The sequence below is a fragment of the Bacillus fungorum genome, from assembly GCF_002746455.1.
GTDB classification, from domain to species: domain Bacteria; phylum Bacillota; class Bacilli; order Bacillales; family Bacillaceae_G; genus Bacillus_A; species Bacillus_A fungorum.
In genome coordinates this window covers 118,985-133,121 of the sequence record NZ_NWUW01000009.1, presented here as the reverse complement: position 1 = coordinate 133,121, position 14,137 = coordinate 118,985, and the positions used below count along the sequence as shown (strand labels likewise).

The following is a 14,137-nucleotide window of genomic DNA, read 5'->3' as shown; positions in this document are numbered from 1 at the left end:
AACTGTCGAAATTGTAAAAATGTTTGTATAGCAACTATGGTATGATAGTTGCAAAAAGGTGGGAATAATGATAAATCTAAACGTAGAGGTTTTTTTCATCTCATGAAATAATAGATAGTTATTATTCGTTATATGTAAATTGTTGTGAGGAAAATAGATAGACATAAATTTTTTTGGCAAATAAAACAAAACCATTGAAATGAATATTTACTTTTGATGGACTACACGAATCGGGTTCTTACTGCCTGTTTGAGCGGGATAAAAGAAGGATAGGAAGATGAGAGGAGGTAGGCATGGGAATACTGAATAGAAGTTCGGTATGTTCTTTTTTGATACATAAAGAAATTTCCTGTGCTAATAAATGATGAAGCGAGCAAGAATTATTTATAATCCTACTTCTGGGCGTGAGCTATTTAAGAAGAGCTTACCAGAAGTATTACAAAAATTAGAACAAGCTGGATATGAAGCATCTTGTCATGCGACAACGGGTCCTGGAGACGCAACTGTGGCGGCGAGGCAAGCTGCGGATCGTAAATTTGATGTTGTTATTGCGGCTGGTGGTGACGGTACGTTAAATGAAGTCGTAAACGGTTTAGTTGGGCATGAATTCCGTCCGAAATTTGGAATTATTCCAGTTGGAACGACAAATGACTTTGCACGTGCAATCGGTGTGCCTCGTTCTATTGAAGAGGCGGCGGATATTATTTGTGAAGGAAAAACTGTACCATTAGACCTTGGTAGAGCAAACGATACATATTTTATTAATATCGCTGGTGGCGGTCGTATTACAGAATTAACATATGAAGTACCGAGTAAGCTAAAGACCGTATTAGGACAACTTGCTTATTATTTAAAAGGTATCGAAATGTTACCCTCATTACATCCAACATATGTTGAAATTGAGTATGATGGAAAATTACTACAAGAAGAAATTACGATGTTTTTAATTACGAATACTCGTTCAGTGGGTGGTTTTGAAAAGGTAGCACCATATGCATCAATTAACGATGGCTTATTTGATTTATTAGTGCTGAAAAAAGGATCTATTGCCGACTTAATTAAAGCAGCAACACAAGCGCAGCGTGGTGAACATATTAACAATCCAAAAGTGCTATACACACAAGCAAACCGAATTAAAGTACATTCACCAGATAAACTAATGATTAATTTAGATGGTGAATACGGTGGAGATGCACCGATGGAATTCGAAAATATATACCATTGTCTTGAACTATTTGTTCCTGAACATCAAGAGGATGCCCTGTAAAGGCATCCTTTTTTATTTTGTTAAAATGAATTGTAAATTGGAAGTTAGTTTGATTTTTATGGTATTTTTACAATTCATTTATTTTATATCCATACTTTATTGATACACTGGAGGAGATAAGAAACGAGAGGTAGGGTGCTATGAAGAAGGTAAAAGCAATACTATTTGATAAAGATGGGACATTAATGGATTTTCATTCAATTTGGATAAAAGTAGCTGAAGAACTTGTGGCGGAATGTATAAATTTATATGAACTGCCAAAGTCAATGCAGCCTACTTTATTAAAAGAGATCGGTGTGGATGGGGTATTTGTGAACCCTCGTAGCGCAATAGCGGCAGGAACAAGCCTTGATGTTGCAAAGGGGCTTTGTAAGTATATTACGTCATCTAAGGAAGAGGAGATGCATGAGTGGGTAAGTGAAAAGTTATTTTCTCTTATGTATGAGCATCGTTCTTATATGAAAATGACGGCGGATTTACCGAGAATTTTACAAGGTTTAAAGGATAGAGGATTTATTTTAGGTGTTGTGACAGCTGATGATTTTGCACCAACAGAATTGTTTTTGAAACAATATCAATTAGAGTCTTTTTTTGATTATGTTGTAGCTTCAGATACATTTCTGGCACAAAAACCAGATAAAAGAATTGTAGAATCTTTTTGTGAGAAGTTTCATTTAGAAGCATGTGAAGTAGCCGTCGTGGGAGATACGCCAACTGATTTACATTTAGCTAAAAATGGCGATTGCTATGCAATTGGAGTACTATCTGGTACAGGAGATCGTCAAACATTAGAACCACTTGCGGATTTAGTAGTACAATCTGTTGGGGATTTTATTTCTCATTCAGGTGAGTTTATTTGGGAACAAGGAAAGTCTAGTGTGTAAGGAAAATAAGTCTATAGGGACTCTTAATGAGTCTCTATAGACTTATTTTTTATGGCGAAATAGAAGGTGTGTAGGATGAATACTGGAAAAGAATGTTGGCATACATTTTGCAATGAAAAGAGAAAACAATGTAAAGAAAAGGATGGGGTAAGTAATGAACACAAAAAAATTTACTAAAGTAAATGAACAAATTCCTGGACCGAAAGCAGCGTCTTTATTAGAACGCCGCCAAAATATAGTACCAAAAGGAGTAAGTAACGGCATCCCGACGTTTGTACAATCTGCAAATGGTGCTCTTGTAACAGATGTTGATGGCAATCAGTACATTGATTTTGCGGGAGCAATTGGAACAATTAACGTAGGACATTGTCATCCAGCTGTGAAAGAAGCGCTTCATAAACAAGTAGATCAATACATTCATACTGGATTTAATGTCATGATGTATGAGCCATATATTGAATTAGCAGAAAAACTTGCGGCATTAGCGCCAGGGAGTTTTGATAAGCAAGTACTATTTTTAAATAGTGGTGCAGAAGCAGTCGAGAATGCGGTGAAAATTGCTCGTAAATATACAAAAAGACCTGGTATTATCGCATTTTCTAAAGGTTTCCACGGACGTACATTAATGACAATGACGATGACAAGTAAAGTAAAACCATATAAATTTGGATTTGGCCCATTTGCTCCGGAAGTATATAAAGCACCATTCCCATATGAATATCGTCGCCCAGAAGGATTAACTGAAGAGCAGTACGATGACTTTATGATTGAAGAGTTTAAGAATTTCTTCATATCAGAAGTAGCACCAGAAACAATTGCAGCCGTTGTCATGGAACCTGTTCAAGGGGAAGGCGGATTTATCGTTCCAAGTAAGAAGTTTGTGCAAGCAGTACGCAATATTTGTTCAGAACACGGCATCTTATTTGTAGCGGATGAAATTCAAACAGGATTTAGCCGTACAGGAAAGTATTTTGCCATTGATCATTATGATGTCGTTCCAGATTTAATTACGGTATCTAAATCATTAGGCGCTGGTGTACCGATTAGTGGTGTTATTGGGCGTAAGGAAATTATGAATGAGTCTGCACCAGGAGAGCTTGGTGGAACGTATGCAGGAAGCCCACTAGGATGTGCGGCAGCATTAGCAGTACTTGATGTAATAGAAAAAGAGAATTTAAATGATAGAGCGATAGAATTAGGAAAAGTCGTAATGAACCGATTTGAAGAGATGAAAAATAAATATAATTGCATCGGTGATGTGCGTGGTTTAGGAGCAATGTGTGCATTCGAGCTCGTTCAAGACCGTAAGACGAAAGCACCAGATAAAACGTTAACGGCTAATTTGTGCGCAGAAGCAAACAAACGCGGATTACTTCTACTATCAGCAGGGACATATGGTAATGTTATTCGTGTGCTAATGCCATTGGTGATTACAGATGAGCAACTTGAAGAAGGATTAACAATCATTGAAGAATCATTGCAAGTCTGTTATGAGAAAGCAAATACTACTCGTGTTTAAAAGCTAAATAATAAAACAGCAAACATTCTAGCTGACTCTATATAAAATGCAGAAAATTCACTTTATAATAAAGATAGCGAAGTGAATCGATGGATTGGAAGTGAGGGGTGGCTAGAATGGTTGCAGAAAAGGAACGAGTGTTAATGGATTTACAAGATGTATTTGAATATGCGTTTGACGAAATTTTTGTGACTGATGAAAAGGGAATCGTTGTGCGTGTAAATAGTACATGTGAAAGGCACTATCAATTAGCTGCTAAAGAGTTAGTAGGTAAGCATGTAAAAGAGTTGCAGAAGGATGGTATTTTTTATCCATCGGCAACGTTAGAAGTAATTGAAAAAAAGAGACCGATTGAACTCGTTCAAACGACAAAATCGGGAGAGTACTTACATGTTCGGACAAGGCCTGTTTTTGATAATGAGGGGAATTTAAGAAGGGTGATTAGTTACTCTCGTGATCTTACAGAGCTCTATCAATTACGTCAAAAGGTAGAGGAAATGGATAATCAATTAAAAACATATAAAAAAGAATTAAGAGAAACATATGAACATGAAGGACTTATTTTTAAAAGTATCGCTATGCAAAAAATAGTCGAGACAATCAAGAAGGTATCTGTGGTAGATAGTACAGTTCTCGTTTTAGGTGAGACAGGAGTAGGGAAAAGTCGATTAGTACGTCATTTACATGAAGTGAGTAACCGGAAGAATGAAAGTTTCTATGAAATTAACTGTGCGGCATTGCCAACGAATTTAATTGAATCAGAGCTTTTTGGATACTCAGGTGGATCTTTTACAGGTGCGAATCGTGAAGGGAAAAAGGGACTACTAGAATCAGCTCATAAAGGAACTCTTTTCTTAGATGAAATTGGCGAAATGCCGCTTGAAATTCAAGCAAAGCTTTTGCAAGTATTGCAAGAAAAAACGTTTCGCCCTATAGGCGGAAGAGAATTAAAAAAGGTGGACGTCAGAATTGTAGCAGCAACAAATAGAGATTTAAGTATGATGGTGAAACAAGGAACATTCCGGAAAGATTTATATTACCGTCTGAATGTCATTCCAATTGTAATTCCACCACTTCGGGAAAGAACAGAAGACATTTTGCCACTCATTTATCATTATTTACAGCACTTTAACGAGAAATATGGACGGAATGTAAAATTGGCGCCTAGCACATTGCAAATATTTGTCGGTTACCCGTGGGAAGGAAATAATAGAGAAATTGAAAATGTGATTGAGCGAATTGTTATAACTGCTGATGATATCGTTACGATAGAGGATTTGCCAATAGCGATGCAAGAATCAACGGTTGAACAGTCCGGTCAAAGTCTCTATAAAATGTTAGAAGAAGTAGAACGGAATATTATTTTGAAAGCATATAAAACATATGGATCGAGTTATAAAGTAGCGGAGTTTTTAAAAATAAGTCAATCTGCTGCCACTAGGAAGATAAAGAAACTTATAGAGGAGGAAGAAAACATTGGATAAAAAAGCGACGTTTGTAAATGTAGAGAAAAAGGCGATGTATATAAATGGTGAGTGGATTATGTTGCAAGAACAAATTGAAGTAAATAATCCAGCAACGAAGGAAATATTTGCGACGGTACCAAAGGGCGGGATAACAGAGGCAAAGCAAGCTGTTGATGCTGCGCATGAAGCTTTTAAATCATGGTCTAAGTTAACAGCAGCAGACCGTGCAGTGAAGTTAAGAAAATGGTTCACACTTATTGATGAAAATAAAGAAGAAATTGCGGCGATCATGACGAGAGAACAAGGAAAGCCATTTGCAGAAGCACTTGGTGAAGTGAATTATGCAAATAGCTTCGTTGAATGGTATGCAGAAGAAGGAAAACGCGTATATGGTGAAATGATTCCTGCTTCTCATTCGAATAAACGTATTTTAGTTATGAAGCAACCAGTTGGAGTTATGGCAGCTATTACACCTTGGAATTTCCCTGCTGCTATGATTACGAGAAAGGTAGCCCCGGCACTTGCAGCAGGATGTACGGCAGTTGTAAAACCTGCAAGTCAAACGCCGTTAACGGCGTTGAAATTAGCTGAATTAGCTCATGAAGCGGACATTCCAAAAGGCGTAATAAATATTGTAACAGGTAGTGCGAAAGCAATTGCTGATACGTGGATGGAAGATGGACGCGTTCGAAAAGTTTCCTTTACAGGATCAACGGAAATTGGGAAAGAATTAATGGCTAGTGCTGCACAAACGATGAAAAAGGTTTCACTTGAGTTAGGTGGTCATGCGCCGTTTATTGTTATGAATGATGCGGACTTAGATAAAGCAGTAGAGGCGGTAATCGGTTCGAAATTCCGTAACGCGGGACAAACGTGTATATGTACAAACCGAGTATTCGTTCAAGAGGAAGTGTACGAAGTGTTTGTAGAGAAGTTCCAAAAGGCGGTAGGGCAACTTAAAATAGGAGACGGGTTCGGTGCAGGAACAACTGTAGGACCACTTATTGACGAGAATGCAGTTTCGAAAGTACAGGAACATATCGAAGATGCTATTCAAAAGGGTGGAACAGTTTTATATGGTGGGCAAAAGGTTGCAGGGCTAGATGGACACTTTATTCAACCGACCGTAATTGGATTGGCGAATGACACGATGCTTTGTATGAATGAAGAAACATTCGGGCCAGTTGCACCAGTTGCGAAATTTAAAACGATTGAAGAAGTAATCGAACGTGCAAATAATACACCATATGGCTTAGCTGCTTATATTTTCACAAAAGATATTAGTCAAGCATTCCAAATTAGCGAAGCGTTAGAGTACGGTATTATCGGATTAAATGATGGACTTCCATCAGTTGCACAAGCACCGTTCGGTGGCTTTAAAGAAAGTGGTATTGGCCGTGAAGGAGGCCATTTCGGTATCGAGGAATATTTAGAAATTAAATATATTTCATTAGGACTATAAGTAGTATACTAGAATCTCTATAAGGTAACAGAGAAGGAGATTCTAGTATGGTATATTGGCTATTATTACTCGTAACAATTATTTTTGAAGTAGCTGGAACAATTGCGATGAAATTATCGAACGGTTTAACAAAGCTCGTTCCAAGTGTACTTATTTTCGTATTTTATGGAATTTGTTTCAGTGTATTTGCTATCGTTGTCAAAAAAATTCATTTAAGTATTGCTTATGCAATTTGGTCTGGTGTTGGGACGTTACTTATTACAATTATTAGTGTGTACTTTTTTAAAGAGCACATTAGCTTATTCCAAGCATTTTGTATTCTCTTTATTGTTTTAGGAGTAATTGGACTTAAGGTTTCATCGGCATCATAAAAAGCTATCTTCCGGTGCGGGAGATAGCCTTTTAGTTTTATTAAAATGCCCAGTTACCTTTACGGAAGATTGCTTCATGTCTCCCGTCATCTGTAATACCATCGATATCAAGCTCGGCTGATCCAATCATGAAGTCGTTGTGTGTAATACTAGTGTTTGCTCCGTTTTCAGCAAGTTCTTCTTTAGACATTGTTTTTCCGCCAACTAAGTTGAATGCATAAGCACTTCCGATTGCAAGGTGGCAAGATGCATTTTCATCAAATAGCGTATTGTAGAATAAAATATTTGTGTTTGAAATTGGTGAGTCATGAGGTACTAAAGCCACTTCTCCTAAGAAGTGAGAACCTTCATCTGTTTCTACTAAATGTTTTAAAGCTTCTTCACCAGTTTCAGCTTTATAGTCTACGATACGTCCGTTTTCAAATGTTAACGTGAAGTTATCGATAATGTTACCTGCAAATGCTAACGGTTTTGTGCTAGATACTTGGCCGTTTACACCTGTTTTAAGTGGCATTGTAAACACTTCTTCAGTTGGAATGTTCGCCATAAATGGTACGTTCTTTTCATTTAAACTACCAGCGCCAGCCCATACATGCTTTTCTGGAAGTTCGATCGTTAAATCTGTTCCAGGACCTGTATAGTGAAGGGCTTTATAATGCTTTTCGTTTAAGTAATCAACTTTTGTATGTAACGTTTTATCGTGTTCTTTCCATGCTTCCACAGGATTTTCTAAATCAGCACGAGTAGCTTTGAAAATAGCATCCCATAGTTTTGCTTCCTGTTCTTCTGGTGCAACGTCAGGGAATACTTTCGCAGCCCATTCTTTCGTAGGAACAGAAATGACACACCAGCTTACTTTATCAGCTTGTACGTAGTCACGGTATACTTTCATTGCTTCACCAGCTACTTTATGAGCTGTTGCGATACGCGTTGGTTCTACACCTTTTAATAAATCAGGGTTTTCTGCATAAATAGACATAAATGCAGCGCCTTCTTTTGCTAATTCTTCACGAGCGTGCGCTTTCCAAGATGGGAACTCAGCGAAAGCTTCTTCGGGAGCTAGTTCGAACTTTAAGCGTGTTAACGTCTCATCATTCCAATCCACATATACGTGTTTTGCACCAGATTTATATGCTTTTTCTGTAACGAGGCGTACAAATTGTACAGCTTCAAGAGGTGCACTAATTGATAATGTTTGTCCTGGTTGAATATTAACACCAACATTGACTGCAAGAGCAGCATATTTCTCTAACGTTTGTTCAAATGACATATGTATAATCTCCTTTAATTTGAAAGATTTCTTATTTTATATAATACAAGAAAATTCGAAATATATATATAAATATAGCGTAAAAAGAGAGCTCAAAATATTGAGCTCTCTTAGTTATTTAATTGAAGAAGCAAATTGTTCTACGGTCGTCGTATTGTGTATGCGAACACGCTTCATTTTTAATAACTCATCGGGTTCACCTTTTGTAATGAACTTTCCGGGTTTTGTTGTCGTCGCAAATTGATAATATTTCTTCGTTTCTGCAACGACTTTATCATCTACATGACCAAATGGATAAGCAACTGCGATAACAGGCTTACCTGTTATTTTTTCTAGATTTTCTTTCGATCCCTTTAATTCTTCTTCATAGTTTGTAATCTTCGGTAAGTCTGCATGTGTTGCAGTATGAGATTGCATGGAGAAAATACCGGAATCAATCATTTCTTTTATATCAGATGTAGAAAGAGATCCTTCAGCATCAACATTATTAACAATCATATATTCTGTTGCTGTTGGTTTAAACGTATCGTCTTTTAGCTTTTGCAAAATATGAAATGCATTCATATTATTTTTCATACCGTCATCAAATGTAACAAAGATAGGTTTATTCACTTTATTAATATCGCCCCAGCGTTCAAAAGTTAGTAATGTATAGCCGTTGTCCTTTAAATATTTCATTTGGGCTTCAAAGTTAGCGGGTGATACGAATAAATCTTTAATGCCTTGTCCATGATAATCATCGATTGCATGGTACATAAGAACGGGAACCTTTTGCTCGAAAGTAATAGCAGACTTTGTGAGTGGAATAGTTTTCCCATCTTCTTTCATTCCTATTGCTTCAATTTGGAACTCACCACGTTTTCCTTCAAATTCTTTTATGTCAAAAGGAAGTGAAAATTGCTTTTCCCTTTCTTTAGAAGACAAAGATTTAGCAGTTTCTTTTCCATCAGCAGTTCGCCAAATTTTATATTGTACCTCAGTTAAAGTATCTTTTATATCTGTCATATGAATAGTAGTGTTTGTAGATTCATTTGTAATTTGATTATAAGAAATTTTCCCTTGTTCTTTCACAGTCTCTTCTTGTTTCTTAGTTTCTTGAACCTGTTTCTCTTTTTTAGGTTCTTGACTTATATTGTTAGTATTACAACCTGCTAAAATGGCAGACGTACATAAAGCAATTGCTGCGTATTTTTTCATAAAATCACCTTCTATTATGTATTATGTTGCATCATACTTATATTTAAAATCCCCACCGCTGTAAGAGAGGTGGGGATATACCCTTGTTTATCATATCATTTTAGTAATGAGATAGAGTAGTGACTTTTAATAGAGCTATTTCTATCACCTTTTAGTAAATTTTACTTTATAAGAGATATGAATTTTTCCATCGATGTATTAGGCCCTACAAAATGGCGTTTAATTAAGTACTGTTCGTTTGGCATTCCTTTTGTAATGTGATTGCCGTGATCAGTAGTTACTGCGAACTCATAATATTTTTTCGTTTCTTCAACAGCTGGATCATTATAGGAACCTACTGGATAAGCGAGAGCGATGACTTTTTTACCAGTAAGAGCTTCAATTTTTTCTTTTGAACCACGTAATTCCTCATCATAATTACTGGAATGAGCCATCATCGTATGATTAGCAGTATGCGATTGAATAGAAAAAATACCTGAATCCATCATTTGTTTTATATCATCTGTTGATAGACGATTCGGTTTGTCTATCTCATTTGCAGTAAGAAATTCAGTAGCCGTAGGTTGGAATGTATCATCCTTTAATTTTTGTAAAATATGAAGAGCGTTCATATTATTTTTTCGCCCATCATCCATCGTTACAAAAACAGGTTTATTTACACGATTTATATCATTCCAACGTTCAAACGTAAGCATCGTATAACCGTTATCTTTCAAATATTGCATATGCTTTTCGAATTGTTCAGGTGGTACATATAAGCCGTAATCCCCATCACTTGGCCCAGGGTATTTTTCAATCGCGTGGTACATTAAAACGGGTACATGTTGCTGGAATGTAATTTTAGATGCTACTAGATTTGTTTCAGTGTTATCTTCTTTAATTCCTACTGTTTCAATTTGGAATTCGCCACGTTTTAAATGAAATGATTTTAAATGTAGTGGGAGGGCAAAGTCACGATCTTTTTCTTGTGAAGTAAAAGTCTGCTTGCTTTCAGGACCATCAGCAGTGCGCCAAATATTGTAACGTACTTGTGTAAATGCATCTCTTAAATTTTTGGTATAAAGCGTGGTATTTTGTGCGTTATATTCATACGGATCCCATGTAATAATCCCTTGTGTTAAAGGAATTTCAACTGTTTTTGCTTGTGCTTTTTTGGGTTCCACTGCTTGTTTCGATGTTGCTTCTTTTATTTGTTTATCACTAGTATCACTAGTGTTACAACCTACGAGAATAGCAGAAGAAAGTAAAGCGATATATGTATACTTTTTCATTCTATCATCCTTCTATTGTGATTTAATTATTATCACTTATGTCATGAAACCATCTTTCGTATAAGTGACACTAATTCAAATTTTTGGTTCTAAAAAATTTGAATTATACCCTTGTCCATCATATCACTATAGAATATATAGGGGAATATGTTTTTGGAATAATTCGGAAAAAATACCTTATATTTTTCTGGTGGAGTTTACATAAAAATACATATAGAGAACAATAAAAAAACTCCACCCAAACTGCCTTTAAAAAGGAGAAGTAAGGTGGAGTTTTTATTAAATAAACAATCCAGCGATTGTTGCAGATAAAATAGAAGCAAGTGTTGATGCAAATAACATTTTCCAACCAAATTTAGAAACGATACTTCCTTGTTTTTCAGAAAGGGCACGGATTGTACCAACAATCGCACCAATTTGGCTAATACTTGCGAAGCTAATTAAGAATACTGTAACGATTCCAACTGTACGTGGAGACAATGTTGATGCAACATCTTTTAAATCAAGGATTGCTACAAACTCGTTTAATACAATCTTCGTACCCATAATACCACCAGCTGGGATAATATCTTGAGTTGGAATACCCATTAAGAATGCGAATGGAGCAAGTATATAACCGAAGATTTGTTGTAACGTAACAGCATGTCCCATTGCACCTGAAGCTGCACTAATTACGTAGTTTACAACTTCCATCACACCGATGAAGGCGATCATTAATGCTGCAACGATACCAGCTACTTTTAAACCATCAAGCGCACCGTTAATCATTGCGCCGATAAAGCTGTCTCCGAATAGCGTTCTATCAAATTTTTGAACCACTTCGTCTTCTTTTTTCGTATCAACTGGTGTTAATAACGAACAAACGATTAAGCTTGAGAATAAGTTTAGTGGAAGAGCTGCTAGTACGTATTTTGCATCTAACATCATTACGTATGATGCTGTAACAGAAGCAGAAACTGAGCTCATTGCAGAACAACAAATGATAAACATACGGTTTTTATTGAAATGTTGTAAATCATTTTTAATAACGATTAATGCTTCACTTGAACCGAAGAATACAGAGTTTACCGCATGGAATGATTCAACGCGTGGTAAACCAGTAATTTTTGAAATGGCACCGCCGACAACGCGAACGATGAATGGTAAAACACCTAAATAACTAAAGATAGAAAGTAGTGCTGAGAAAAATACGATAATTAATAGTACGTTTAAGAAAAAGACAAAATCTCTTTGAATTCCATTAAAAAGAAAATCGACACCTGTCGTACCAAGTTTAATTAGTTTGTTGAAAACTTTACCAATGAAAATAATGATTTGTTGACCAATCTTTGTGCCAAACATAAACCAACCGATTAAAATTTGAAAACCAATCATAATAGCAATTGCACGGAAGTTGATTTTACTTTTGTTGTTTGACAAAGCAAAACATAAACCTAAAACGACAAGAATACCGATAATGCTCATTACATATTGCATGTAGTTGCCCCTTTCAGAAGTTCGTATAAAGTTTGTACATAAAACGCGCGTTATATTACTAAAAATAAAACAAAGAGGTTTTATGTCATACGTAAGATGTCTGACCTTTTAGAAAAATAAAAATAAAAAAAGACCCATATGGATTCACTTTCATCTATGAGAGAAAGCTAATCAATATGAGTCCTTTTTTGCACATAGGCTAATATTCATTAGTTTTCCCCATAGTCCAGCAATTTAAGGTTGCCGGGTAGAAACTCTCGATCCATATTATCGAGTATATATGAGGTAACATCGTCCGTATTAAATTAGTAGTAGCGTAACATTAACAGAGAACTATCGTCAATAGCTTTTTTTCTTCCGATAGAAATAGACCATATAAGTATGATAAAATGTAACGCAGTGTTATGAAAAAGAGAGGTCGGAAAATGAGTACAAAAATGACGCCACCAGTTGAAAAAAACGAGTTTATAGATGTAGTATTTGAAGATTTAACACATGATGGTGCCGGTGTTGCGAAAGTAAAAGGCTATCCTATTTTCGTTAAAAACGGATTACCAGGTGAAGAAGCACAAATTAAAATTATTAAAGTGAAGAAAAACTTCGCATTCGGTCGTTTAATGAAGCTTCATACAGAGAGCCCATATCGTAAAGATGCAGAGTGCACCGTGTACAATCAGTGCGGCGGTTGTCAGCTTCAGCACTTAACATATGAAGGACAATTACAAGCGAAAGAAAAACAAGTACGTGACGTTATGAAGCGTATCGGCGGATTAAGCGATGTTCCTGTGCATCCTGTACTTGGCATGAAGAACCCATGGGTATACCGTAATAAAGCACAAGTACCGATCGGAGAACGTGAAGGCGGACTTGTAGCAGGTTTCTATCGTCAAGGAACGCATGACATCATTAATATGGAATCATGTTTAATTCAGGCAGAAGAAAATGATACATTAATTCAAGAAGTAAAACGTATTTGTGAAAAACACGGTATTTCGGCATACAACGAAGAGCGTAACAAAGGAACACTTCGTCACGTAATGGCTCGTTACGGACAAGTAACAGGGGAAATTATGCTTGTCTTCATTACTCGTACAGCAGAACTGCCAAACAAAAAAGCAATCATTGAAGAAATTGCTGCGAAATTCCCAGAAGTAAAATCAATTGTTCAAAACGTAAACCCGAAACGTACAAACGTAATCTTCGGAGACAAAACGACAGTACTGTACGGATCAGAATATATTTATGACTTTATCGGTGACATTAAATTTGCAATTTCAGCACGTTCATTCTATCAAGTAAATCCAGAACAAACGAAAGTGTTATACGATAAAACGTTAGAATATGCAAAATTAGATGGCAACGAAACAGTAATTGATGCCTATTGCGGAATTGGATCAATCTCCTTATTCCTAGCACAAAAAGCGAAAAAAGTGTACGGTGTTGAAATCGTCCCAGAAGCAATCGAAGACGCAAATCGAAACGCAGCACTAAACAACATGACAAACGCAGAATTTGGCGTAGGAGAAGCAGAAGTAGTCATTCCAAAATGGTACAAAGAAGGCGTAATCGCTGACACAATGGTCGTAGATCCACCGCGTAAAGGCTGTGATGAAGCATTACTAAACACAATCATCGACATGAAACCAAAACGCGTCGTATACGTATCATGCAACCCAGCAACATTAGCACGTGATTTAAAAGTACTAGAAGAAGGCGGATATAAAACACAGGAAGTACAACCTGTTGATATGTTCCCGCATACGACGCATGTGGAGTGTGTAGCTTGGCTTAAGTTGGTATAATAGAAAAGCAGTTGATATAGGAAAATCTATACCATCTGCTTTTTGGTTTACAAAAATACCATTTATAAGCGATTTTAGTTAAAATAAATATTGCTGATTTTCACAAATTATAAATTGAGAGTTTGAAATTGTATTCATAGTGAGAGGATTTG

General features: G+C 36.3%; 11 protein-coding genes and 1 riboswitch. Of the genes, 7 read left to right on the top strand and 4 right to left on the bottom strand.

What is annotated here, in order from left to right:
* The first annotated feature begins 361 nt into the window (after positions 1-361).
* The 6 genes from CO726_RS15325 to CO726_RS15300 all read left to right on the top strand — a co-directional run bounded on the left by CO726_RS15325 (position 362) and on the right by CO726_RS15300 (position 6,969).
* Positions 362-1,267, top strand: coding sequence for a diacylglycerol kinase (locus CO726_RS15325; protein ID WP_099684849.1), 906 nt, complete (start codon positions 362-364; stop codon positions 1,265-1,267).
* Between the two features lie 140 nt (positions 1,268-1,407).
* The gene (locus CO726_RS15320) at positions 1,408-2,151 is read left to right on the top strand and encodes an HAD family hydrolase (protein WP_099684848.1); all 744 of its coding nucleotides are present in this window, start codon (positions 1,408-1,410) and stop codon (positions 2,149-2,151) included.
* Between the two features lie 154 nt (positions 2,152-2,305).
* A complete protein-coding gene (gabT, locus tag CO726_RS15315; protein WP_099684847.1) occupies positions 2,306-3,670 on the top strand; it encodes a 4-aminobutyrate--2-oxoglutarate transaminase in 1,365 nt (454 codons plus the stop codon).
* A gap of 116 nt (positions 3,671-3,786) precedes the next feature.
* On the top strand, positions 3,787-5,154 hold the full coding sequence (locus CO726_RS15310) for a sigma-54 interaction domain-containing protein (protein WP_099684846.1): 1,368 nt from the start codon (positions 3,787-3,789) through the stop codon (positions 5,152-5,154).
* Complete coding sequence (gene gabD / locus CO726_RS15305; protein ID WP_099684845.1) at positions 5,147-6,598, top strand: NADP-dependent succinate-semialdehyde dehydrogenase; 1,452 nt, start codon at positions 5,147-5,149, stop codon at positions 6,596-6,598. Before CO726_RS15310 ends, gabD begins: the two co-directional genes overlap by 8 nt.
* Before the next feature lie 47 nt (positions 6,599-6,645).
* On the top strand, positions 6,646-6,969 hold the full coding sequence (locus CO726_RS15300) for a DMT family transporter (protein ID WP_000263262.1): 324 nt from the start codon (positions 6,646-6,648) through the stop codon (positions 6,967-6,969).
* A gap of 40 nt (positions 6,970-7,009) precedes the next feature.
* Here CO726_RS15300 and CO726_RS15295 read toward each other — a convergent pair whose 3' ends face one another.
* The 4 genes from CO726_RS15295 to CO726_RS15280 form a co-directional block, all read right to left on the bottom strand.
* Entirely contained in the window at positions 7,010-8,239 is a 1,230-nt protein-coding gene (locus CO726_RS15295; RefSeq protein WP_099684844.1) for an aminopeptidase, read from the bottom strand.
* A gap of 114 nt (positions 8,240-8,353) precedes the next feature.
* Positions 8,354-9,436: a polysaccharide deacetylase family protein gene (locus CO726_RS15290; protein ID WP_099684843.1), complete on the bottom strand. Its 1,083-nt coding sequence runs from the start codon at positions 9,434-9,436 to the stop codon at positions 8,354-8,356.
* Positions 9,437-9,597: 161 nt separating this feature from the next.
* Complete coding sequence (locus tag CO726_RS15285; protein WP_099684842.1) at positions 9,598-10,707, bottom strand: polysaccharide deacetylase family protein; 1,110 nt, start codon at positions 10,705-10,707, stop codon at positions 9,598-9,600.
* A gap of 279 nt (positions 10,708-10,986) precedes the next feature.
* Positions 10,987-12,183: a NupC/NupG family nucleoside CNT transporter gene (locus CO726_RS15280; protein ID WP_099684841.1), complete on the bottom strand. Its 1,197-nt coding sequence runs from the start codon at positions 12,181-12,183 to the stop codon at positions 10,987-10,989.
* Positions 12,184-12,385: 202 nt separating this feature from the next.
* Positions 12,386-12,487, bottom strand: a riboswitch (purine riboswitch).
* Positions 12,488-12,608: 121 nt separating this feature from the next.
* Here CO726_RS15280 and rlmD point away from each other — a divergent pair.
* Positions 12,609-13,985, top strand: coding sequence for a 23S rRNA (uracil(1939)-C(5))-methyltransferase RlmD (gene rlmD / locus CO726_RS15275; protein ID WP_099684840.1), 1,377 nt, complete (start codon positions 12,609-12,611; stop codon positions 13,983-13,985).
* Positions 13,986-14,137: the final 152 nt, after the last annotated feature.

What these genes read in the sequence shown, in the direction of transcription:
- CO726_RS15310 (WP_099684846.1), top strand. Translation starts at nt 3,787, where the DNA reads ATGGTTGCAGAAAAGGAACGAGTGTTAATGGATTTACAAGATGTATTT.
- rlmD (WP_099684840.1), top strand. Translation starts at nt 12,609, where the DNA reads ATGAGTACAAAAATGACGCCACCAGTTGAAAAAAACGAGTTTATAGAT.
- CO726_RS15300 (WP_000263262.1), top strand. Translation starts at nt 6,646, where the DNA reads ATGGTATATTGGCTATTATTACTCGTAACAATTATTTTTGAAGTAGCT.
- CO726_RS15295 (WP_099684844.1), bottom strand. Translation starts at nt 8,239, where the DNA reads ATGTCATTTGAACAAACGTTAGAGAAATATGCTGCTCTTGCAGTCAAT.
- gabT (WP_099684847.1), top strand. Translation starts at nt 2,306, where the DNA reads ATGAACACAAAAAAATTTACTAAAGTAAATGAACAAATTCCTGGACCG.
- CO726_RS15325 (WP_099684849.1), top strand. Translation starts at nt 362, where the DNA reads ATGATGAAGCGAGCAAGAATTATTTATAATCCTACTTCTGGGCGTGAG.
- CO726_RS15320 (WP_099684848.1), top strand. Translation starts at nt 1,408, where the DNA reads ATGAAGAAGGTAAAAGCAATACTATTTGATAAAGATGGGACATTAATG.
- CO726_RS15280 (WP_099684841.1), bottom strand. Translation starts at nt 12,183, where the DNA reads ATGCAATATGTAATGAGCATTATCGGTATTCTTGTCGTTTTAGGTTTA.
- CO726_RS15290 (WP_099684843.1), bottom strand. Translation starts at nt 9,436, where the DNA reads ATGAAAAAATACGCAGCAATTGCTTTATGTACGTCTGCCATTTTAGCA.
- CO726_RS15285 (WP_099684842.1), bottom strand. Translation starts at nt 10,707, where the DNA reads ATGAAAAAGTATACATATATCGCTTTACTTTCTTCTGCTATTCTCGTA.